Origin of the sequence: Mesosutterella faecium (genome assembly GCF_022809315.2) — a bacterium.
GTDB classification, from domain to species: Bacteria; Pseudomonadota; Gammaproteobacteria; order Burkholderiales; family Burkholderiaceae_F; genus Mesosutterella; species Mesosutterella faecium.
Map to the genome: position 1 here is coordinate 726,114 of NZ_JAKZJU020000001.1, position 20,193 is coordinate 746,306.

Genomic DNA, 20,193 nt, shown 5'->3' on the forward strand with positions numbered 1-20,193 from the left:
TTCAAGCCTCCCGGGTTCTGGCCTGCCGCTCGAGGATCCGGTTGCGCAGGCATTCATAAACAGGCCGCGTGCCGGTCGCGTCCGCGATCCAGCCGGAGATGAGCGATGCGGCCACAATGACGGGGAAGCTCGACCAAGCTCCGGTCATCTCCAGCAGCAGCGCCGCTGCGCAAAGCGGCGTCCTTACGACGGCGGAAAAAAATCCCGCGATGCAGGCCGCCATTACGGTTCCGTATTGGGGTTCTGAAATGAGCCCGAAAAACAGAAGCGCCTTGGCGCAGGCAGAGCCCGCGACGGCCCCCGCCATGAGAATGGGCATCAGGATGCCGCCTGAAACCCCGGAGGCGAAGCTCAGGCAGGAAAAAGCCGATTTGACGAGAAAGAGGACGGCAAGCGAGGCAAGGGTGAGGCTGGTCATTTCAAGCCCAACCTGCGACGGCCCGAAGCCGACGAGGACCGTGGGGTAGGCGTAGAGAAGGGCACCGGAGAAGAAAAAAGGCAGGGCGAGGCGTTTCCAGCCGGTGAGCCGTGCGCAGCGGTCCTCCCACAGGGTGCAGCCGATCAGCGCCCGGCTGTACGCGGCGCCCAGCGCTCCCATGAGGCAGGCCGCAGGCAGGATGATCCAGGCCTGGCCCAGGGTGAGGATTTCAAGCCGTGAGAAAGGCATGACCAGGGGCAGGTGCAGAATGCCGCTCACAGAAGCCCAGGCCGTCAGGGCGGTGATGGCCAGAAACAGGAACATTCGCCGGTCAAGCACGATGCGCATGTCTTCGATCGCGAAGAGCACGCCCGCGATCGGGGAGGAGAAGGCAGAGGTCATGCCGGCCACGGCCCCGCCGCTGAGATAGCGGTGCATGTCCTGGGCGTGCCGGCCGTGGAAGAAGCTGCCTACTCCGACGCCTATGGCTGCTCCCATCTGAATGCAGGGCCCTTCCCTGCCCACCGACAATCCGGCCGTGAGCGAAGTAAGCGTGGCGAGAAATTTGGCCGCGAGCACGCGGTACCAGATCATGGGGGGGTACTTTCCCGCCTGGGCGAGCTCCACCTGGGGGATGCCACTGCCTCCGATCATGGGTTCAATCCGAAGCAGCAGGCCGGAAAGCAGGCAAAGCGCCGCGAGGCACGCCGTGATGATGGCCAGTCCTCTCCATCCCATGAGGAGCCACTGCGAGGCCCTGAAGACGGAGGTGGCGTTAAGGGCCGAATATGCGAGTCTGAAGACCCCGATGGTGAGGCCCGAGAAGAGCCCGATCGCTATGGCCTGAAGGACAAGCCCTGCGGCTCCGACTGCGCCGAGCAGCTGAGATTCTCGGAACTGGTGCCGTAGCTCTGCGGTGAGTTGCGTGCGTTCGGGTGGGATGGGTTTCATGGGGAAAAGTTGACGGCGGCCTCAGAGCAGGGATGATAAGGCAGCCGCTTCCGGGGCGAAAGGACGGCGGTTTAAAAATCGATTTTTAAACCGCGGGATTTTCCTTGCAACGCTCATATAATTCCCTGCATGGCTCTCCCCGGGCGAACGCAGGGCGGCCTCCTTATTTTTATCACGTGTACGAGAGAAAAAACATGGCATCAGTCAACAAAGTCATTCTGCTAGGCCGCCTTGGCCGGGATCCCGAGACGCGCTACGCCTCTGAGGGCGGCACTCCCATTTGCCATCTGGCCGTCGCTACTTCCCGGCGCTACAAGGACCGCGACGGAAACCGCAGGGAGGAAACCGAATGGCACAACGTCGTGCTCTTCGGCCGGTCGGCAGAAATCGCGCAGCAGTACCTCCAGAAAGGCAGCGAAGTTTACATTGAGGGCCGGCTGCGCACCCGCAGCTATGAAAAGGACGGCGTTAAAAAATATTCGACCGAGATTATCGGAGAGTCCATGCAGCTTGGCGCTCGCGCCAACGCCGGCTCGGCGCCTTCGCAGAGCGATGCGCCCGCGGGATTCGAGTCCGCACAGCGCCAGAACCTGAATCAGCCGCACGCGGCCCCTGCTGCTGCGCCGAAGCCCGCGGCTCCGGCCAGTGATGTGGACAGCCTGGAAGAGGACATCCCCTTCTAAGGAAAGAAGTTTCTCCGCGGCAAATACACCCCCGTCTGGCCGCGGGGCGGCTTCCGGCTGCAGCTTCCTGCAGAGCGGAACGCCCCGCCGGATCAGGACGGGGGGAATTTTTTTCCTGCGCCCGCCGCCGGGAGCGGGCGGCAGGCATTAGGGGCTCAGGCCGCGTCGGGGGTTGTGGAATCCCCGGCCCGGATGATGAGCAGCGGCACGTTGCCTTCGGCAGCGATATGGGTGGCGGTGGAGCCCATGACGGCCGATTTGAACCGGGTGTAGCCGTGGGAGCCCATCACCAGGATGTCCAGCTTGCTCTTCTTGGCGTAAGCCGCGATCTCATCGCTCGGGTTGCCGACCAGGCAGACCTCCTTGGGCTTGATGCCCGCATTAGCAAACAGCGGGCGTAGCGGCGAAACAGTCTCGGCGAATTCTTTTTTCTGCAGCTCGAGGATCTCGTCCTCGGAAAGCGCGGGCAGGGCCATGCCGGCCATGTCGGGCATGACGGCACCCGCATAGTCGTTCACCACGTTGATCAGGAAAAAGCTCGCATCTTTGCCGAACAGTGCACGGTCCTTGAGGACGTGGTCGACTGCAGCCTGGCCGTATTTGGAGCCGTCGACGGCGATGCCGACTCTCAGGGCATCGGTGGTCGGAGATTCTTTGCCGCGCAGCAGCAGCACGGGGCACTTGGTGCGGGCGAGCACGCCTGTGGTGACCGAGCCGAGGAAGAGCCCCTTGAGGGGCGTGAGACCGCGAGAACCCATTACGATAAGGTCGGCGCCGAGCTTTTCAGCTTCGGCTGCAATCTTTTCGTCCGGCGCTCCGACGGCGAAATTCTCCGCCACTTCGATGCCGTTGCGCTTAAGGGATTTCTTCGCGACTTCAAAAACCTTGTCAGCCTCTTCCTTGTAGTACTTGTCCAGTGCCTCGCGGCCCACCAGGCGGCTTGCCCGGGCCGGCAGAGGCACCTGCACGTTCAGAAGCTCGATTTTGGGATTGGTCCCAAGAAGCGTTGTGCGTGAAGCGACGAAGTCGATGGCGTTTTTGCTGTACTCGCTGCCATCAATCGGGAGCAGGATCTTCATAAGTGGCCTCTTTAATCTGTCTGCGGGATCCGTAAAAGGAGCCCGGTAAAGAACAGAACCCGGCCTTAAATCCCTTGCAGCGCCGGGTTCAGGCTTAATATCACTTTACCGCAACTAAAAGCAGTTGCGCTACATTTCTTCCGGCTGCTTTCCGTCCCGGAACGGCATGCCGGCAGCCACAGGAACGAACCCATGGGAACAACAACAGACAAGAGGCGGTTCGGCGGCATCGAAAGGGTGTACGGCCCCGCAGCCGCTCATTATTTTCAGCAGGCGCACGTCATCGTAGTCGGCATGGGCGGCGTCGGATCCTGGGCGACCGAAGCGCTGGCGAGGGCCGGCGTCGGCCGCCTTACCCTGGTCGACGGCGACGTAAGCGAGGAGAGCAACACGAACCGCCAGTGCCACGCTCTCGACGGGGCCTACGGACGACCCAAGGCGGAGCTGATGGCCGAGCGCGTCCGGCTGATCAACCCGGACTGCCGGGTGCAGGGACTCTGCACGGTGCTTGAAGCGGAGCGCATTGATGAGCAACTGCCTCAGGCCGACGGACTGATTGATGCCATCGACTCTCTGCGCGCCAAGGCCGCCCTGATCGCCTGGGGCCACGGCAGGGGACTTTTCACGGTGACGAGCGGGGGAGGGGCGGGCCGGGTTGATCCCGGGAAAATCCAGGCGGCCGATGTGGCAGACGTCAGGTCCGACCCCCTTATCGCGGCGTTAAGGCGCGAGCTGCGGTCGCGGTACGGCTTTCCCCGGGGAAGCGCTAAGGGCCGCTCCGAGCGCTTTCACGTCACGGCGGTTTATTCCACAGAGCCCCTGCGCAGGCTTCCGCCGGAGGAGGCGGCGAAGCTTCCTCAGGGCGCTGGCCTGGGCACCGTCATGACGGTGACGGCCAGTTTCGGACTGAGGCTTGCCTCCCTGGTGCTTGGTGAACTGGCGGCCCGGGCGCGCGCCGGGGCGCCCCGGAACCAGGTCTGAGAAGGAGGAAAAACAATATGTTTAAAAAAATTCTTGCGACAACGGACGGCTCGGAGCTTGCCCAGAAGGGCATCGACCAGGCTATGAAGCTGGCGAAGCAGCTTGGGGCGCAGCTTTTGGTGGTTTCGGCCGAGGAACCCTATTCGTATGCGAACGTAACGGCTTATAGGCCCGAGAGCTTCGAGTCCTACAACGACCGCGTGAAGGCAGAGACCACAGAAAGGCTCGAGGAGGCCAAGCGACTTGCGGAGCGCAACGGCATGACCGCGGAGTTCCTGCCGGTTAAAGGCAATACGCCTGCCGAGGCTATTCTGGAGGCGTGCCGCAGCCGCGGCTGCGACCTCATCGTCATGGCGACCCACGGGCGAAGCGGGCTGTCGGCTGTGCTCCTGGGCAGCGTGACGGCCAGGGTCATCAAGGAGTCTCCGGTGCCCGTCCTCGTCGTCCGCTGAAAGTCCCGCCGGCCGGCCCGGCGGATGTGCGGGTGCTTCGCCGCGCGCCGAGCTCCTCGGCTGAATGTGGGATAATGTAAGCTTTGCGCTACAGGGCCTTTCCTTTAGCTGAGGGGCCTCTTTTAACAGAAAGGATGAAAGAGAACATGGCGGATTTGAGCGGACTCAAGGCAGAGATGGATGCCGGCAACCTTTTCGAGGAAAAAATCATTTCTGACCGCAAGGTAGGAACGATTCGCGTGCTGACGCCCGTCAAGGCTGACGGCACGGCCGACGCCTCGAGGACTCCGGTTTTCATGGGTGAGGTTCAGATCATGACCCACATGGGGGCGCTGCCGATCAGCTTCGAGATCAAGGCCGGCACGCTCGCCGAGGCCGTGGCGTCCTACGGGGAGGCCGCCAAGCAGGGCGTCGAGGACACGCTCAAGAGACTTGAGGATCTTCGCGAGCAGGCCGCGCACCGCATCGTGACTCCCGGTACGGAGGGCTTCCAGGTTCCTCCTCAGGGCGGCAGCGGCATCTCCGGCAGCGGCCTGGTTGGCCTCTGATCGCTGAATGCTTTCGCAGCAGCCTTCCGGCGGCCGCGCCTTTACAAGGGCGGAGATGGAAGCCGGGCCCCTGAAGCTGCTCCGGGAGGGGCATGCGGCCAACGCGCGCGTGTCCCTTTTTTCCTGCCGAGGCAGGGACTGGACGGTGAAGGATTTTTCAAGCCGCTCTTTTCCTGTCCGTGTGTTCCTCGCCCCGTTTCTTTTCTGGCGCGAGTTGAGGGCGATACGGATTCTGAAGGGCGTCGACGGCGTGCCCTCCGAAGGTTTCAGGATCGACCGCAGCGCCATCGCAGTTTCCTTCGTGCCGGGCGAGTCGCTCTCCCGGGTGCTCGCGCGCGAGCCCGAGCGGATGACTGTGGCATTCCTGAAGGCCATGGAAGACCTGATGGAGAGGGTGCACCGGGCAGGACTCGTCCACCTCGACGCCCGCGGAACCGGCAACTGGGTTGTCCGGCCTGATGGAACGCCGGGACTCATTGATTTCCAGGCGGCCGTGAGCACCCGTTGGCTGCCCCGCGGGCTGCGCCGCATTCTCGAGGACATCGACATGAGCGGCGTGCTGAAAAAGTGGCAGGAATGCCACCCCGAGGCCATGGGGCCGGAGCGGCTGGCGCGGCTTCGCCGCGGCAACCACCTGCGCAGCCTCTGGCGCATCAAGGGCTACCTTGGGCTTCGCAAGTAGGACCGCGGCAACGGGCGCCTGCCGCCCGCTTCAAGGCAGGACCTTCTTTTTACAGTTAGTGAGAGACACCGTATGCCTCAGTATGTTTTTTCCCTGAATCGTGTTGGGAAGATCGTTCCTCCCAAAAAACAGATTCTGAAGGATATTTCCCTGTCCTTTTTCCCGGGGGCGAAGATCGGCGTGCTCGGCCTGAACGGAGCGGGCAAGTCCACGCTCCTCAAGATCATGGCCGGAGTCGACAAGGACTTCGAGGGCGAAGCCATTCCCCAGAAGGGGCTCAAGATCGGCTATCTGCCTCAGGAGCCGGAGCTCGATCCCGAGGCGACGGTGCGCGAGGCGGTCGAAGCCGGCATGGGCGAGGTGATGCAGGCGAGAAAGAGGCTCGAAGAGGTATACGCCGAATATGCTGATCCGGACGCGGATTTTGACAAGCTGGCCGCCGAGCAGGCGCAGCTTGAGGCTGTCATTGCCGCGGCGGGAACCAACGCCGAGACTCAGATGGAAATCGCCGCCGACGCGCTGAGGCTGCCGCCCTGGGACGCCCGCATCGGCAATCTCTCGGGAGGCGAGCGCCGCCGGGTGGCGCTTTGCCGGCTGCTGCTCTCCCAGCCCGAGATGCTGCTGCTTGATGAGCCTACCAACCACCTCGACGCGGAAAGCGTCGAGTGGCTGGAGCAGTACCTGCACCGCTTCCCCGGAACTGTTGTGGCCGTCACCCACGACCGCTATTTCCTTGACAACGCAGCTGAATGGATTCTCGAGCTCGACCGCGGCGAAGGCATTCCCTGGAAGGGCAACTACTCTTCCTGGCTCGACCAGAAGGAGAAGCGGCTGGAAGTCGAGCGGCGGCAGAACGAGGCGCGCAGCAAGGCAATCGCCCGCGAGCTCGAGTGGGTGCGTCAGAACCCCAAGGGCCGGCAGGCGAAAAGCAAGGCCCGTCTCGCCCGGTTTGAGGAGCTGTCCTCCTACGAGTATCAGGAGCGCAACGAAACCAACGAGATTTTCATCCCTGTGGCGGACCGGCTGGGCAAGTCCGTGATCGAGTTCGATCATGTGAGCAAGGGCTTCGGCGACAGGCTGCTGATCGACGACCTGTCGTTTGTCATTCCCCCGGGGGCTATCGTCGGTGTGATCGGTCCGAACGGCGCGGGCAAGTCCACGCTCTTTCGGATGATCACCGGCAAGCAGCAGCCCGATTCGGGCCAGATCCGCATCGGGCCGACCGTGAAAATTGCGGCCGTGGACCAGCTGCGCACGGCGCTGCCCAACGACAAGACCGTTTTCGAAGCCGTGAGCGGCGGACTCGACGTGATCCAGGTGGGCAAGTTCGAGATGCCTTCGCGCGCTTATCTCGGCCGCTTCAATTTCAAGGGCCAGGACCAGCAGAAACGGGTGGGGGACCTTTCGGGCGGAGAGCGCGGCAGGCTGCACCTGGCGAAGACCCTGCTTGCGGGCGGCAACGTGCTGCTGCTCGACGAGCCGTCGAACGATCTCGACGTGGAGACTCTGCGGGCGCTGGAAGACGCGCTGCTCGAGTTCCCGGGCTGCGCGATGGTGACCTCCCACGACCGGTGGTTCCTCGACAGGATCGCCACCCACATTCTCGCCTTCGAGGGGGATTCCAAAGTGGTCTTTTTCTCGGGCAACTTCCACGAGTACGAAGCCGACAAGGTCCGCCGCCTGGGCGAGGAGGCGGCGCGGCCGCACCGCATCCGCTTCAAGCCGCTCAAGCACTGAGAAGAGGGCTCTCCTTCATTCTTTGGGACCGGAATCGGGGCCGTCCGGATTCCGGTTGGCGGCTTTTTTACGCGAAATGCGCTAAAGTGGCGGCTTTCACGGGAGGACCGCGTGCGCCCGCCCGGTCAGCGGATTTCTGAAAATGGACGTTTTTTATCTCTTCCAGGTTGTCATGATGGGCATCGTCGAGGGGCTCACGGAGTTTCTCCCCATCTCGTCGACCGGGCACCTGATCGTGGCAGCGGGAGTCCTCGGCTTCCGTCCGCCCGACAAGGACACTTTCATCGTTTCCATTCAGGCTGGGGCGATCCTCGCCGTCTGCTGGCATTACCGCAGCAGAATACTGCTGGTTCTGGAAAACCTCTTTCGTCCGGGCATCCAGCGCAACCTCGCCGTGAACACGGTGGTCGCCTTCCTGCCCGCGGCCCTGGCGGGCGTTCTGCTGGCCGGGTTTATCCAGAGCAGGCTCTTTAACCCCGTCACGGTGTCCTCGGCGCTGGTGGTTGGCGGCGTCATCATTCTCTGGGTGGAAAACAGGATCAAGCGGCTCGGAATCCGCCCGCGCGTTGCCGCCATGGACGATATGACGTGGCGCGATGCGCTGAAAGTGGGCTGCATGCAGTGTTTCGCGCTCATTCCCGGCATGAGCCGCTCCGGGGCCACGATCATCGGAGGCATGCTCTGCGGCTTGTCGCGGCAGGCCGCGACGGAGTTCTCTTTTTTTCTGGCCATTCCCACGATTTTCGGGGCGACGGTCTACGATCTGTGGAAGAGCCGCGCCGATCTGGTGGAGGTCAACTTGCTGGGGCTTTCCATAGGCTTTGCAGTGTCCTTCCTGTCGGCTCTCGTTGTAGTGAAGTGGCTCCTGAGGTTCGTCGCCCACAACAACTTCCGGGGCTTCGGCTGGTACCGCATCGTTTTCGGGCTGGTGGTGCTGGGCTACTGCGCCTTCCTGCCCTGACGGGGCCCGCGCCGGAGACGCGGGGCCGCCCTGCCTTTTGTGCAGGGGCGCCGCCCCCGCCGTCTCAGGGCCTGCGGATGTAGACGAGGTCCCAGATTCCGTGGCCCAGCCGCTCGCCGCGCTGCTGGAACTTGGTGCTCGGGCGCTCGCACAGGGGGTTGGCCATCACCGGACAGTAGCCGCATCCCTTCCAGTCCTGCAGCGCCGGCTCGTGCGAGAGCACGTCGAGCATCTGCTCGGCGTAGTTCTCCCAGTCCGTCGCACAGTGCAGGTAGCCGCCCGGCGCAATGCGGCTGCAAAGCTTCGAGATGAAGGGCTGGGCTACCAGGCGGCGCTTGTGGTGCCGGGCCTTGCGCCAGGGATCGGGAAAGAAAATGTGGACGCCGGCAAGGGAGTCTTCCGGAATCATTTTCTCGACCACGTCAACCGCATCATGGCGGATGATCCGCACGTTGGTGAGTGACATCTCGCTCAGCCGCTTGGCAAGAGCCCCGACGCCCGGCGGGAACACTTCGCAGCCGAGGAAGTTGATCTCGGGGTGGGCCTGCGCGATGGCGGCCGTGGTCTCTCCCATGCCGCAGCCGATTTCAAAGACAAGCGGCGCCTTGCGGCCGAAAATCGTCTCGAAGTCGGCCGGACGTTCCTCATAGGCGACTTCATAGAGCGGGAAGAGTTCGTCGAGGGAGCGGCGCTGGGCGTTGCTGATGTGCCCGCGGCGCATGCTGAAGCTGCGGATGTGGCGCTTTTTCAGCTCCTCGAGCTGCTCCGGAGTGAGGTCTGTGCTCATGGCTCGAAGTTTTCCTTTGTCAGACGAAAAAACCGACGCGTTCAATCTGGCGCGTCGGTTTCGAAACTGGAGCGGGTGAAGGGAATCGAACCCTCGTAGGTAGCTTGGGAAGCTACAGCTCTGCCATTGAGCTACACCCGCATGAGTCCCTAATGATATCAGGGATTGGACATTTTTGCCAATCCCTGACAGGCCGGGCGGGCATCTCAGCGGTGCGAGACCTTTCGGACGGTCCAGTCGCCGAGCGACTGCATGCCCTGCACGAAGAGGATCAGCACGATCACGACGGTGTACATGATCTCGGGCATGAAGCGCTGGTAGCCGTAGCGGATGGCGAGATCGCCCAGGCCCCCTCCGCCGATCGCGCCGGCCATGGCCGAGGCGCCCACCAGCGAAACCAGAGCGATGGTGATGCCGGCGATGATGCCGGGCAGCGCCTCGGGCAGCAGCACCTTGCTCACGATCTGCAGGTCGGTCGCTCCCATGGAGAGGGCCGCCTCGACCAGGCCCCTGTCGACTTCCCGCAGGCTCGACTCGACCAGCCTCGAAATCATGGGGGCTGCGGCGATCGTAAGCGGCACGAGGGCAGCGGCGGTGCCGATCGAGGTGCCCACGATGAGGCGCGTGAGGGGCTGGATCGCCACCAGCAGGATGATGAACGGGGTCGAGCGGATGGCGTTGACGATGATGCCCGTGACGCGGTTGAAGGCTCCGGCGGGGCGGATGCCCTTCGGGGAGGTTGAGAACAGCAGCACCCCGAGCGGGATGCCGATGGCCGCCCCGATGCAGCCCGCGATCGCCACCATCTCGAGCGTCTCCAGGAACGAGTCGAACAGCATCTTCCACATTTCAGGCGACAACAGCATCGTTTAACTCCTCAATCTGAATATGGTTGGCCAGGAGAAAGGCGTGGACCCGATCGTAGGCTTCCGGCGAGCAGGAGGCCACCACGGTGAGGCTGCCGAAGGTTTTTTCCTGGATTTCGGAAATCTGCCCGGCAAGAATGTTGAAGTTGACCCCGTAGTCCGTCGCGCAGGTGGAGATGACAGGCTGCGTGGCCTCCTCGCCGACGAAAGTGAGCCGCAGGGCCTTGTTGCACTGCCCCGGGTGGGCGGCGAATTCGGCGCGGATCTTTTCAAGCACGCTGGGCGGCAGCTCCGTGCAGAGGATGCCGCTCAGCATGCTGCGGGTCGTGGGGTGCTTCGGGCTGCGGAAGACATCGAGCACGGACCCCCGTTCGATGATCTCGCCGTGATCCATGACGACGATGCGTTCGCAGATCTGCTTCACCACCTCCATCTGGTGGGTGATCATCACGATGGTGACCCCGAGCTCCCGGTTGATCCTGCGCAGCAGCGCGAGCGTCGAGACGGTCGTCTCCGGGTCGAGGGCCGAGGTGGCCTCGTCAGAGAGGAGCACCTTCGGGTCGTTGGCGAGCGCTCGGGCGATGCCCACGCGCTGCTTTTGTCCGCCTGAGAGCTGCGAGGGGTACTTGTCGCGGTGCTCCGTGAGCCCGACGAGCTTGAGAAGCGGCTCCACCTTCTGCCGGATCTTGTCCTTCGGCATTCCGGTCAGCTCGAGCGGCAGGGCGACGTTGCCGTAAACAGTCCTCGAGGAGAGGAGGTTGAAATGCTGGAAAATCATGCCGATCTTGTGGCGCACGGTCCGCAGCTGCGCGTCGTCCAGGGCGAGAAGATCCTGGCCGTCGACCAGAACTTTGCCGCGCGTCGGGCGGTTCAGCAGGTTGATGCAGCGCACCAAAGTGGATTTTCCGGCTCCGCTCCTGCCGAGGACGCCGAAGATCTCTCCGTCCTCGATCGTGACGGAGACGTCCTTCACGGCATCCAGGGTGCCCTTGCCGTCCGGGGAGGGATAGGTCTGCCAAATGTGTTGTAGTTCAATCATGTCTTTTTTCTTCCTGAACCGCCGCATGCCGCGTTCCCTTTGACGGGGCGGCCTCGAGTCTGCAAGTTTAAAGGCTGCGGGCGGGCCGCGGGGCGGCCGTGGAGAAGGCTTTTGCCGTATTACCCGGTGGTCCGGGGGAGAAGCGCGGAAAAGTCCGGCGAAAAAGGCGCCGTATGCCCGGCTAATGGACCGGGGCGAGGAAAAAGCCGCAGCGTTCGTGCGAGCCGTCGTCCGAATTCATCCGGGCATGCATGAGAAGCACCATCTGCATGGATCCACGCAGTCTGAGCCCCAGCGCCTTGATTTGCTTCAGGGCAAAGCGCGAGCGCTCTTCAAGCACATCCTCCCAGTCTCCGCGGTCCGGCTCCGAGAAGTGCAGCAGGAAGGCTCTGCCGGGCGGAATGCGCGTGACGGCTTCGTTCAGAGGGATGCCGTAGCGGTGCGCATCGGACTCCTTCACGATGAGCCCCCAGCTCAAGGCCAGCTCCTGTGAGCCAGTTCCTGCGGGGGCGCCTTCGGCCGGAGGTTCGATTGAAAGAGAGGATTTGACAACGGGCATCCAGTCGATCCACCGGGGCAGAATGCCGCGGATCCTGGGATCGTCGAGAAAGGACAGCCCGGTGGAGTGCGGCAGGTACAGCCAGGCCTGAGTTTCGCGGACCTCCCAGTCGCTGCCCCAGCGGGGCCTGCCCGCCGCCTCGGCGGCCCGGGCGGCGTCCCTGCGCCCTGCAAACCAGGCCTTCAGGCGCTCGTGCTCGGCCACGACCGCACTGTCGCGTTCGATCCTGCGGCGAAGAGCCTGCGTTTTCAGGTCGAGCTGCTCAAGAGCCTCCTCGGCCGGAAGTTCGTCGATGAGGGGGCGCATCTCCCGGACGGTGACGCCGTAATTCCGAAGCCTCATGCACTCGAGGATGACGGGAGACTGGTGGAAGGCGTAGAAGCGGTAGCCCCCGCCCCGCTGCTTCGAATAGAGCAGCCCGTTCTCCTCGTAGTGCTTCAGAAAGTCGGGTGTAACACCCATGCTGCGGGCGTATTCGCCGATTCTGTAGATGTCCTGCCCAGAGCTTTTGTCCCTTCCTTCCATTGCAGCGTCCTTCGTGTTTTATAAAACGCTTTGATTTTATTTTTATTTTATTTATGCCACGCCAGGACCGGGCCAATGGGCCAGAAGAAGAATAACGGCTTGGGCCGGTGTCATAAGTGGAAACCCTCATTCAAACGGCGGCCCGGGGCTTCGAGTGCGCAGCGGCGGGGCTTTCGGGTAGTCCGGTAGAAGTGCCGAGCCTTGTCATCCCGACCTAGTCCTTTCGTTGACTTGCGTCCTGCACCCGGGTTCAAGATGCCTGTAAAGAATTCAAGCCCCAGCGGCTTGAGATGAACAACCACAGGAGCATAGCATGGACAAGATCGTTTCCCGAAGGAGTTTCCTGCGCAGCAGCCTTTTCACCGGAGCGGCCGCCGCGGTGCCCTCCGTAGCCTCCGCCAGGGGCCTGTACAAGCCCGGGGTTTATTCCGCCAAGGCTTCGGGCATCGGCGATGTCATCGTCACGATGACCTTCAGCGAGGACCGCATCACGGACGTGGTGCTCGACGTCTCCCATGAGACTCCTTCAATTGGACAGGCCGCCGGAGCGCGCCTGAAGGCGAACCTTCTGAAGGCCCAGTCCGCAAAAATCGATGCCGTCTCCGGAGCGTCCATCACCTCCAAGGCTGTGAGCCAGGCTGCAGCGAAGTGCATCGCGCAGGCAAAGGGCGAGATTCCGGTCGAGGTGATCACGAAGGGCGAGTCCTCCGACAGCGGCGACTGGCTCGGCAAGCCCCCCGAGATTGCCGAGAAGGACATCGCCGCGACCTATGACACGAACGTCCTCGTAGTGGGCTGCGGCACGGGCGGCATGTTCGCCGTGGCCGCCGCCGCGGAGGAGGGCGAAAAGGTGATTGGCATCGACCGCTTCCCCACCGGCACCGGCATCCGCGATGATCTTGGCGCCATCAATTCCAGGTATCAGAAGGCCTACGGCACGAAAATTGACAAGTTCGACTTCGTCACCGCCGCCACCCAGTACGCCGCCGGGCACCTCAGCCAGGACCTGGTCAAGCTCTGGTGCGACCGCTCGGGCGAGGCGATCGACTGGTACGGCGACCGGCTCGCGGAGCGCGGCATCAAGCTCGTGCACGAATCCGGCGACAAGGTGGACCAGTCCCGCTACCATCATTTCCCGACCGGGCACTCGCCTGCCTGGCCCTATTCCATCGGCGGCGGCAAGATCCAGTCCGCTTCCAAGGGACCGGTTCTTACGGGCAACATCATCCTTCACGACTATGCGGTGAAAAAGGGCGCGCGCTTCGACTACGAGACCACGATGGTGAAGCTCGAAAGGAAGGGCGGCCGCGTGACGGGATGCATCGCGAGGAACTCCGAGGGCAAATACGTCCGGTACAACGCCCGCAAGGGCGTCGTGGTCGCCACCGGCGGCTACTCCCAGAACTATCCGATGATGGAGGCCCTCCAGCCCTGGAACCTGCGCATCATCGGCCGCAACGGCTCCATGCCCGGCGCCCGCGGCGACGGCATCCGGGCCTGTCTCTGGGTCGGCGCCAAAATGGATGAGACGCACAGCATGATGATGTTTGACCGCTGCGCGCTGCGTCCCGACCAGAAGGTGGGTGTGGAGACCGCCAAATCCGGCGACAACGGCTTTTTCTGGATGGGCTCCCAGCCCTGGCTCAAGGTGAACGCCGACGGCCACCGCTTTTTCAACGAATCGGGCACCTACGAGGGCATTCTGCACGCCGACGAGTATCAGAAAGGCCACTGCCACTACACCCTTTTTGACAGCAACTGGACCCGCTACGTCCAGCAGTTCAAGCAGCACGGCTGCTCGCGCCTGTATCCGTTCGAGAACGGCGCCGCGCCCAACATTCCGTGGCAGACCGTCGAGAAGATGCTGCCCGGGCTGATCGAGAAGGGGTTCCTCATCAAGGCGGACACGATCGAAGACCTGGCGAGGGGTCTGAAGCTGCCGCCCGAGGAGCTGAAGAAAACTGTTGCCCGCTACAACGAGCTTGTCAGAAAGGGCAAGGACGAGGACTACGGGAAAGAGCCTTTCCGTCTGTCTCCCGTCGACAAGCCCCCGTTCTATGGAGCGAAGAACTGCGGCTACATCCTCTGCACGATGGACGGCATCCAGATTGACACTCACATGAATGCGATCGACACGGAGGGCAATCCGATTCCCGGCCTCTATGTCGTAGGAAATGACTCGGGCTCTTATTTCGCCAATACCTACCCGAATCTCGTGACCGGCATGGCCTGCGGCCGCACGGTGACTTTCGGACGCCTGGTCGGCAAGTACCTTGCCCGGCGCAAGGCCTGAGAGCCGCCGGCAGACAGGGCCGCGGCCCGCTCTCCCTACCCCGCGTGCCCCGTTCTGAAGCCTTCTCTCCATGCGCCCGCGCACCGTCCTCGAAAGGGGCGGGGCGCGGGTGATTTTCTGCCCGGTCCTCTCCCAGGGGCGGCTTTGCCGCGGAAAACACCGCCTGAAGGCGGCCAGCAGGGAACCGGGAAGGCGGGAAAATGCATAAGAAAAAGGGTAGAACGCAGTTGCGTTCTACCCTTCGAATTGGTGGGTGCGCAGGGGCTCGAACCCTGGACCGACGGATTAAGGGTCCGCTGCTCTACCAACTGAGCTACGCGCCCAAATCGAAAAGCCTTACGGCTTTTTCTTTGAATTATGGTGGGTGCGCAGGGGCTCGAACCCTGGACCGACGGATTAAGAGTCCGCTGCTCTACCAACTGAGCTACGCGCCCATAATTCCTTTGCAAGCCGCCCATCGTGGTGGGTCGTGCGAGGCTCGAACTCGCGACCAACGGATTAAAAGTCCGCTGCTCTACCAACTGAGCTAACGACCCAAATCCAAGCTCGTCAAGCTTCACGTTTCGGCTAGCTAGGCCAAGAATTTTAGTACTTTTTATTTGCTTTTGTCAAGAGAAAAAATCAACGGGGGAATCGCCGGCTGTTTTTTTAAAAACTCAGGTCTCGTTTATTAGGGTAACCTCTAATAAAAATGAAATTTTAAAAAACTGATCCCCTTCAGAAATAAGGGCAAGATATAGAAAAAGGCACAGGCGGGATGCGCGGCCTGGAGAAAAAAGAACAAAGGCGGCGTGTTTCGCACGAATCGATTTCATTAACGCAGCAGGGGCCCTTCGGGAGCCCCTTCGGAGAACACTGATATGGCAGCAGACAAGAAAAACAAGGACAAGGCGTCGACCCGCGCGGTCCGGATCGTGGAGAAGGAAGAGCGCCAGAAGGCGCTGAATGCGACTCTTTCCCTCATTGAAAAGCAGTTCGGGAAAGGCTCCATCATGCGGATGGACAGCAGCAGCGTGAACCAGGACATCAGCGTCGTCTCGACGGGTTCGCTCGGGCTGGACATCGCGCTTGGAGTCGGCGGGCTGCCCCGGGGCCGCGTGATTGAAGTCTTCGGCCCCGAGTCTTCAGGCAAGACGACGCTCACCCTCCAGGTTGTCGCGGAGATGCAGAAAACGGGAGGCACCTGCGCGTTCATCGACGCTGAGCATGCGCTCGACCCGCAGTACGCGGAGCGCATCGGGGTGGACCTGCAGAAGCTGCTGATCTCCCAGCCTGACAACGGCGAGCAGGCGCTCGACATCTGCGATGCCCTCGTGCGCTCCGGCGCGGTGGACCTCATCGTGGTGGACTCGGTGGCGGCCCTCACCCCCAAGGCCGAAATCGAGGGCGAGATGGGCGACGCGCTTCCCGGCCTGCAGGCCCGCCTGATGAGCCAGGCCCTGCGAAAGCTCACGGCTTCCATCAACCGCACGCAGTGCATGGTGATCTTCATCAACCAGATCCGCATGAAAATCGGCGTTTCCTACGGCAACCCCGAGGTGACGACCGGCGGGAACGCCCTCAAGTTCTACAGCTCCGTGCGAATCGAGATCCGCCGCAGCGGCTCGATCAAGAAGGGCGATGACATCATCGGTTCGGAGACCCGCGTCAAGGTGGTGAAGAACAAGGTGGCCCCGCCGTTCCGCACTGCGGTTTTCGACATTCTGTACGGCGAGGGCATTTCCCGTGAGAGCGAGATTCTCACGATCGGGGCAGACCTCGACATCGTCGACAAGGCTGGCGCCTGGTACAGCTACGCGGGCGAAAAGATCGGCCAGGGCAAGGACAAGGCCTGCGAGTACCTGAAGGCCCACCCGCAGGTGGCCCGCGAAATTGAAAACAAGATCCGCGCGATCAAGGGCATCCGCAGCCTCGACGCTCAGGGCTCCGGGACGGCCGCGGGCGAAGCGGCGGCCGCAAAGCCCGAGGCTCCGGCCAAGGATGCGGACAAGCCCGCCGAAAAGCCCGAAGCGAAGGAGGAGAAGGCCGGAGGAGCAGAAGACTCCGGCGCGAAAGCGAAGGAAAAGGAGAAGGAGAAGGAGGAGCCCGCTGAGTCGACCGTGGTGCTCGATCCCGAGGAAGACTTTTCGCCTGAAGAGTTCCTGTGATGCGCAAAGAGGAGAGCGGGGCCCCCGAAGACGCCCTGCGGCAGACCCGGTCTGGGAAAGGGAAGACCCCGTCGAGGCGCGGCAGTCTCCTTGCGGAGGCCGTGGCGGCCCTCGCCCGCAGGGAGTATGCGCGGGCGGAACTGCGGCGGAAGCTTCGCCGCCGCTTCCCCGACAGCGCGGAGCCGGAGCTCGAGGCGGTGCTCGACCGGCTCGAGTCGCTGGGTTATCTCTCGGACGAGCGCTTTGCTGAGAAATTCGTGCGTCAGAAAGGCGGCCGCCTCGGGGCGGCGCGCCTGCGCATGGAGCTCAGACAGCGGGGAGTCCCGGCAGAGGCGGCGGAGGCGGCTCTCTCGCAGCTCGGCGGTACCGAGGAGGAGCGGGCCTATCAGGTCTGGTCGAAGAAGTTCGGCAACCTGCCCGAGGACGAGCGGGAGCGGGGGCGGCAGATTCGCTTCCTTCTGTCCAGAGGATTCGGGTATTCTATTATCCGCGACGTCTTCGACCGCGCGCGCCGCGGTCTAGACTAAAAACCTTTAGGCAGGGTTTTGAAATAATTTCATATTTTGCAGCACAACCTCCGTCTCCGTCCGCGAATCCGTGCGGCGCGAAATGATTTCTTCTTATGAAAGTTTACGAATATCAGGCCAAATCAATTTTGGCTAAATACGGTGTCCCGCTGCTGCGGGGCGTTCCTGTGTTCGAGGCCGGGGCCGCGGCGCAGGCGGCTGAAGGTCTGAGCGCTTCCGGCCCCTGGGTGGTCAAGGCTCAGGTTCACGCCGGCGGGCGCGGCAAGGCGGGCGGTGTGAAAATCGCGCGCAGTCTGCAGGAAGTGACCGACATCTCGCGCGCCATGCTGGGCTCGAAGCTGGTCACACGTCAGACCGGACCGGCGGGGATTGCGGTGCACAGGCTCTATATTGAAGAGGCCTGCGACATTGCCCGCGAGCTCTACGCCGCCATTCTTATTGACCGTTCGAGCCAGAAAATCTGCGTGCTCGCCTCAGCCGAGGGCGGCATGGAGATTGAGGAGCTTGCCGAGAAGCGCCCCGAGGCGATCCGGCGCATGCTGATTGATCCCCTGCAGGCTCCCGGAGCCGGCGCTTTCGAGACCTTCGCCTCTGAGCTCGGACTTGAGGACGGGGTGCACGAGCGCTTCGGGGCCGCGCTTCTGAAGCTCTACGAGGCTTTTGTCCACGAGGATGCGTCGCTGCTCGAAATCAACCCCATGGTGATCACCCGCGGCGGCGAGGTGATTGCCCTTGACGCGAAGCTGATCGTCGATGACAACGCGCTGTTCCGTCATCCCGAGACGGCTGTGATGCTCGACCCCCAGGCCGAGGACAGGCTGGAGCTGCTCGCAAGGAAGTCGAATCTCAGCTACATCGATCTCGACGGGGACATCGCCTGCATGGTGAACGGCGCGGGCCTGGCCATGGCGACCATGGACATCATCAAGCTCTACGGGGGCAGCCCCGCCAATTTCCTCGATGTCGGCGGCAGCGCCACGGTCGAGAGAATCACGGCTGCATTCCGCATCATGCTCGAGAATCCCAACATCCATGCGATTCTGATCAACATCTTCGGCGGAATCATGCAGTGCGATATCGTCGCTCAGGGGCTGGTGGAGGCCTCCAGGACGCTCAATCTCAAGCTGCCCATGGTGGTGAGGATGCACGGCACCCATGAGGAGGAAGGCCATCGGATCCTCAGGGAGTCGGGCCTGAGCTTTATTTCGGCTGAAACAATGTCTGATGCGGCGGAGAAGGCCGTCAGAGCGGCAAGGGAGGCGGCGCAATGAGCATTCTTGTCAATGAAAACACCCGCGTGATCACGCAGGGCATCACCGGGCACGCCGGGCAGTTCCATACCCGCGCCTGCCGGGCCTACGCCAACGCGGCCGACCGCTTTGTCGCGGGCGTGAACCCCCGCAAGGCCGGCCAGCAGATGGACGGCATTCCGATTTTCGCGACAGTGCGCGAGGCAAAGGAGCAGACCGGCGGCAACGCGAGCGTGATCTACGTCCCGCCGGCGTTCGCCGCGGGGGCGATCCTGGAGGCGGTCGACGCCGATCTGGATCTCGTGGTCTGCATCACGGAGGGCATCCCGGTGCAGGACATGCTGCGGGTGCGGAACTACATGAAGGACCGCAAGAGCCACACGCTGCTGCTTGGGCCGAACTGCCCGGGGCTGCTGGTGCCGGGGCTGCTCAAGCTGGGCATCATGCCGGCGAGCATCCACCGCCCGGGGCGCATCGGCGTGGTCTCCCGCTCGGGCACGCTCACCTACGAAGCGGTGGATCAGATTACGGCCTGCGGCCTGGGGCAGTCAGCTGCGGTTGGCATCGGCGGCGACCCGATCAACGGGCTCAAGCACATCGACCTGCTGAGGATGTTCGAGGAAGATCCGGGCACGGACGCCGTCGTGATGATCGGCGAGATCGGCGGCAGCGATGAGGTGGAGGCCGCCCGCTGGGCCCGCGACCACATGACCAAGCCCGTCGTGGGCTTCATCGCCGGGATCACCGCCCCTGCGGGGCGCCGCATGGGCCACGCGGGGGCGATCATCGCCGCGGGCGTGGACACGGCCGAAAGCAAGATCCGCATCCTTGAGGAGTGCGGCATTCCCGTGGCGAGGAATCCCGCGGAGATGGGCAGCCTGCTGCTTTCCGTTCTGAAGAAGAAGGGAATCTGCTGACTTTTTTGACCGGAGCCGACTCAATTGATTGACTGGATTGTTGACGTATTTACGACCATGCACTGGGCGGCCGTGGGCCAGATCATCCTGATCGACGTGCTGCTGGGCGGCGACAACGCCGTGGTGATCGCGCTCGCCTGCCGGAACCTGCCGCACAGCCAGAGGGCGAAGGGCATCTTCTGGGGCACGGCCGGCGCCATCACGCTGCGCGTCATCCTGATTACATTCGCCGTGATGCTGCTCAACATTCCGGGACTGAAGCTGGCGGGCGGCCTCATCCTCCTTTGGATCGGCTACAAGCTGCTGCTGCCCGACGACGGCAAGCCCGAGGAGGTCGAGGGCAGCACGAAGCTGCTCGGAGCGATCAAGACCATCATCGTGGCCGACCTGATTATGTCCATCGACAACGTGATCGGCATCGCAGGGGCGGCGCAGCAGGCCCACGAGGCGCACCAGACCATGCTCGTCATTTTCGGCCTGCTGGTGTCCGTGCCCTTCATCGTCTTCGGCAGCCAGCTCGTGCTGAAGGTGCTTGACCGCTTCCCGGTGATCATCCTCCTGGGCGGTGGGCTGCTCGGCTGGATCGCGGGTGGACTGTTCATTTCCGACAGCTTCGTCGCGGACCGGGTTTCCGGGATCGATTCCTGGCATCTGCCGGTATCGCTCTTTTGCGCGCTGCTCGTGGTGGCCGCGGGGCTTTTCGCCCGGCGCCGCTCCGGGGTGGACCTCATCACCGGGCAGAAGAAATAGCCTCTGGCCGTCCCTTTTCGCGCAGAGACGGCCGCGGGCCC

The 20,193-nt window shown here is 62.9% G+C and carries 18 protein-coding genes, 4 tRNA genes and 1 pseudogene; 13 read left to right on the top strand and 10 right to left on the bottom strand.

Annotated elements, in window-relative coordinates; translation table 11 throughout:
- Nucleotide 1: 1 nt before the first annotated feature.
- Nucleotides 2–1,369, bottom strand: coding sequence for a chloride channel protein (locus tag MUN46_RS03435; protein WP_243377299.1), 1,368 nt, complete (start codon nt 1,367–1,369; stop codon nt 2–4).
- Between the two features lie 194 nt (nt 1,370–1,563).
- Between MUN46_RS03435 and MUN46_RS03440 the strand changes: the two genes are divergently transcribed.
- Nucleotides 1,564–2,052, top strand: coding sequence for a single-stranded DNA-binding protein (locus MUN46_RS03440; protein WP_243377300.1), 489 nt, complete (start codon nt 1,564–1,566; stop codon nt 2,050–2,052).
- A gap of 155 nt (nt 2,053–2,207) precedes the next feature.
- Here the strand turns inward: MUN46_RS03440 and MUN46_RS03445 are convergent, their stop codons facing one another.
- Nucleotides 2,208–3,131: a universal stress protein gene (locus tag MUN46_RS03445; RefSeq protein ID WP_243377301.1), complete on the bottom strand. Its 924-nt coding sequence runs from the start codon at nt 3,129–3,131 to the stop codon at nt 2,208–2,210.
- Between the two features lie 192 nt (nt 3,132–3,323).
- Here MUN46_RS03445 and MUN46_RS03450 point away from each other — a divergent pair, with 192 nt between their 5' ends.
- The 6 genes from MUN46_RS03450 (at nt 3,324) to MUN46_RS03475 (ending at nt 8,492) form a co-directional block, all read left to right on the top strand.
- Nucleotides 3,324–4,112 carry a tRNA threonylcarbamoyladenosine dehydratase gene (locus tag MUN46_RS03450; RefSeq protein ID WP_243377302.1) on the top strand — a complete coding sequence of 263 codons (789 nt, stop codon included), beginning with the start codon at nt 3,324–3,326 and terminating at the stop codon, nt 4,110–4,112.
- Between the two features lie 17 nt (nt 4,113–4,129).
- Complete coding sequence (locus MUN46_RS03455; RefSeq protein ID WP_243377303.1) at nt 4,130–4,564, top strand: universal stress protein; 435 nt, start codon at nt 4,130–4,132, stop codon at nt 4,562–4,564.
- A 134-nt stretch (nt 4,565–4,698) separates the two neighbouring features.
- Nucleotides 4,699–5,112 carry a hypothetical protein gene (locus MUN46_RS03460; RefSeq protein ID WP_243377304.1) on the top strand — a complete coding sequence of 138 codons (414 nt, stop codon included), beginning with the start codon at nt 4,699–4,701 and terminating at the stop codon, nt 5,110–5,112.
- A 55-nt stretch (nt 5,113–5,167) separates the two neighbouring features.
- Nucleotides 5,168–5,794, top strand: a complete 627-nt coding sequence (locus MUN46_RS03465; RefSeq protein ID WP_243377305.1) for a protein kinase family protein — start codon at nt 5,168–5,170, stop codon at nt 5,792–5,794.
- Between the two features lie 72 nt (nt 5,795–5,866).
- Nucleotides 5,867–7,531 (top strand): energy-dependent translational throttle protein EttA, encoded by a 1,665-nt coding sequence (gene ettA, locus MUN46_RS03470; protein ID WP_243377306.1) that lies wholly within the window; start codon nt 5,867–5,869, stop codon nt 7,529–7,531.
- Between the two features lie 142 nt (nt 7,532–7,673).
- Nucleotides 7,674–8,492: an undecaprenyl-diphosphate phosphatase gene (locus MUN46_RS03475; protein WP_243377307.1), complete on the top strand. Its 819-nt coding sequence runs from the start codon at nt 7,674–7,676 to the stop codon at nt 8,490–8,492.
- 64 nt (nt 8,493–8,556) lie between these two features.
- On the opposite strand, the gene trmB is transcribed toward MUN46_RS03475, so the two are convergent.
- The 5 genes from trmB to MUN46_RS03500 all read right to left on the bottom strand — a co-directional run bounded on the left by trmB (nt 8,557) and on the right by MUN46_RS03500 (nt 12,268).
- Nucleotides 8,557–9,279, bottom strand: a complete 723-nt coding sequence (gene trmB, locus MUN46_RS03480) for a tRNA (guanosine(46)-N7)-methyltransferase TrmB (protein WP_243377308.1) — start codon at nt 9,277–9,279, stop codon at nt 8,557–8,559.
- A gap of 67 nt (nt 9,280–9,346) precedes the next feature.
- Nucleotides 9,347–9,420: transfer RNA gene (locus MUN46_RS03485), tRNA-Gly, on the bottom strand.
- A 65-nt stretch (nt 9,421–9,485) separates the two neighbouring features.
- Nucleotides 9,486–10,139 (bottom strand): methionine ABC transporter permease, encoded by a 654-nt coding sequence (locus MUN46_RS03490; protein WP_237978029.1) that lies wholly within the window; start codon nt 10,137–10,139, stop codon nt 9,486–9,488.
- On the bottom strand, nt 10,129–11,184 hold the full coding sequence (locus MUN46_RS03495) for a methionine ABC transporter ATP-binding protein (protein WP_243377309.1): 1,056 nt from the start codon (nt 11,182–11,184) through the stop codon (nt 10,129–10,131). The genes MUN46_RS03490 and MUN46_RS03495 overlap by 11 nt, the downstream gene beginning before the upstream one ends.
- Before the next feature lie 181 nt (nt 11,185–11,365).
- A complete protein-coding gene (locus tag MUN46_RS03500; protein ID WP_243377310.1) occupies nt 11,366–12,268 on the bottom strand; it encodes a MerR family transcriptional regulator in 903 nt (300 codons plus the stop codon).
- A gap of 313 nt (nt 12,269–12,581) precedes the next feature.
- Here MUN46_RS03500 and MUN46_RS03505 point away from each other — a divergent pair, with 313 nt between their 5' ends.
- Nucleotides 12,582–14,561: an FAD-binding protein gene (locus MUN46_RS03505; protein ID WP_243377311.1), complete on the top strand. Its 1,980-nt coding sequence runs from the start codon at nt 12,582–12,584 to the stop codon at nt 14,559–14,561.
- A 247-nt stretch (nt 14,562–14,808) separates the two neighbouring features.
- On the opposite strand, the gene MUN46_RS03510 is transcribed toward MUN46_RS03505, so the two are convergent.
- From MUN46_RS03510 to MUN46_RS03520, 3 genes are all read right to left on the bottom strand, one after another.
- Nucleotides 14,809–14,884 (bottom strand) — tRNA-Lys (locus MUN46_RS03510).
- 35 nt (nt 14,885–14,919) lie between these two features.
- A tRNA-Lys gene (locus tag MUN46_RS03515) sits at nt 14,920–14,995 on the bottom strand.
- Between the two features lie 26 nt (nt 14,996–15,021).
- Nucleotides 15,022–15,097, bottom strand: a tRNA-Lys gene (locus tag MUN46_RS03520).
- 324 nt (nt 15,098–15,421) lie between these two features.
- Here MUN46_RS03520 and recA point away from each other — a divergent pair.
- From recA to MUN46_RS03545, 5 genes and pseudogenes are all read left to right on the top strand, one after another.
- Nucleotides 15,422–16,543: pseudogene (gene recA / locus MUN46_RS03525) on the top strand (recombinase RecA); the annotation flags it as partial.
- Between the two features lie 164 nt (nt 16,544–16,707).
- Entirely contained in the window at nt 16,708–17,235 is a 528-nt protein-coding gene (recX, locus tag MUN46_RS03530; protein WP_243377312.1) for a recombination regulator RecX, read from the top strand.
- Nucleotides 17,236–17,330: 95 nt separating this feature from the next.
- The gene (sucC, locus tag MUN46_RS03535; RefSeq protein ID WP_243377313.1) at nt 17,331–18,506 is read left to right on the top strand and encodes an ADP-forming succinate--CoA ligase subunit beta; all 1,176 of its coding nucleotides are present in this window, start codon (nt 17,331–17,333) and stop codon (nt 18,504–18,506) included.
- On the top strand, nt 18,503–19,402 hold the full coding sequence (gene sucD / locus MUN46_RS03540) for a succinate--CoA ligase subunit alpha (protein WP_243377314.1): 900 nt from the start codon (nt 18,503–18,505) through the stop codon (nt 19,400–19,402). The genes sucC and sucD overlap by 4 nt, the downstream gene beginning before the upstream one ends.
- Before the next feature lie 36 nt (nt 19,403–19,438).
- A complete protein-coding gene (locus tag MUN46_RS03545; protein ID WP_243377320.1) occupies nt 19,439–20,152 on the top strand; it encodes a TerC family protein in 714 nt (237 codons plus the stop codon).
- Nucleotides 20,153–20,193: the final 41 nt, after the last annotated feature.

Bases quoted from the DNA above. Each gene is read 5' to 3' on its own strand.
- ettA (WP_243377306.1), top strand. From the start codon at position 5,867: ATGCCTCAGTATGTTTTTTCCCTGAATCGTGTTGGGAAGATCGTTCCT.
- MUN46_RS03440 (WP_243377300.1), top strand. From the start codon at position 1,564: ATGGCATCAGTCAACAAAGTCATTCTGCTAGGCCGCCTTGGCCGGGAT.
- MUN46_RS03465 (WP_243377305.1), top strand. From the start codon at position 5,168: ATGGAAGCCGGGCCCCTGAAGCTGCTCCGGGAGGGGCATGCGGCCAAC.
- MUN46_RS03460 (WP_243377304.1), top strand. From the start codon at position 4,699: ATGAAAGAGAACATGGCGGATTTGAGCGGACTCAAGGCAGAGATGGAT.
- MUN46_RS03500 (WP_243377310.1), bottom strand. From the start codon at position 12,268: ATGGAAGGAAGGGACAAAAGCTCTGGGCAGGACATCTACAGAATCGGC.
- MUN46_RS03445 (WP_243377301.1), bottom strand. From the start codon at position 3,131: ATGAAGATCCTGCTCCCGATTGATGGCAGCGAGTACAGCAAAAACGCC.
- sucD (WP_243377314.1), top strand. From the start codon at position 18,503: ATGAGCATTCTTGTCAATGAAAACACCCGCGTGATCACGCAGGGCATC.
- recX (WP_243377312.1), top strand. From the start codon at position 16,708: ATGCGCAAAGAGGAGAGCGGGGCCCCCGAAGACGCCCTGCGGCAGACC.
- sucC (WP_243377313.1), top strand. From the start codon at position 17,331: ATGAAAGTTTACGAATATCAGGCCAAATCAATTTTGGCTAAATACGGT.
- MUN46_RS03475 (WP_243377307.1), top strand. From the start codon at position 7,674: ATGGACGTTTTTTATCTCTTCCAGGTTGTCATGATGGGCATCGTCGAG.
- MUN46_RS03450 (WP_243377302.1), top strand. From the start codon at position 3,324: ATGGGAACAACAACAGACAAGAGGCGGTTCGGCGGCATCGAAAGGGTG.
- MUN46_RS03495 (WP_243377309.1), bottom strand. From the start codon at position 11,184: ATGATTGAACTACAACACATTTGGCAGACCTATCCCTCCCCGGACGGC.
- trmB (WP_243377308.1), bottom strand. From the start codon at position 9,279: ATGAGCACAGACCTCACTCCGGAGCAGCTCGAGGAGCTGAAAAAGCGC.
- MUN46_RS03505 (WP_243377311.1), top strand. From the start codon at position 12,582: ATGGACAAGATCGTTTCCCGAAGGAGTTTCCTGCGCAGCAGCCTTTTC.
- MUN46_RS03455 (WP_243377303.1), top strand. From the start codon at position 4,130: ATGTTTAAAAAAATTCTTGCGACAACGGACGGCTCGGAGCTTGCCCAG.
- MUN46_RS03435 (WP_243377299.1), bottom strand. From the start codon at position 1,369: ATGAAACCCATCCCACCCGAACGCACGCAACTCACCGCAGAGCTACGG.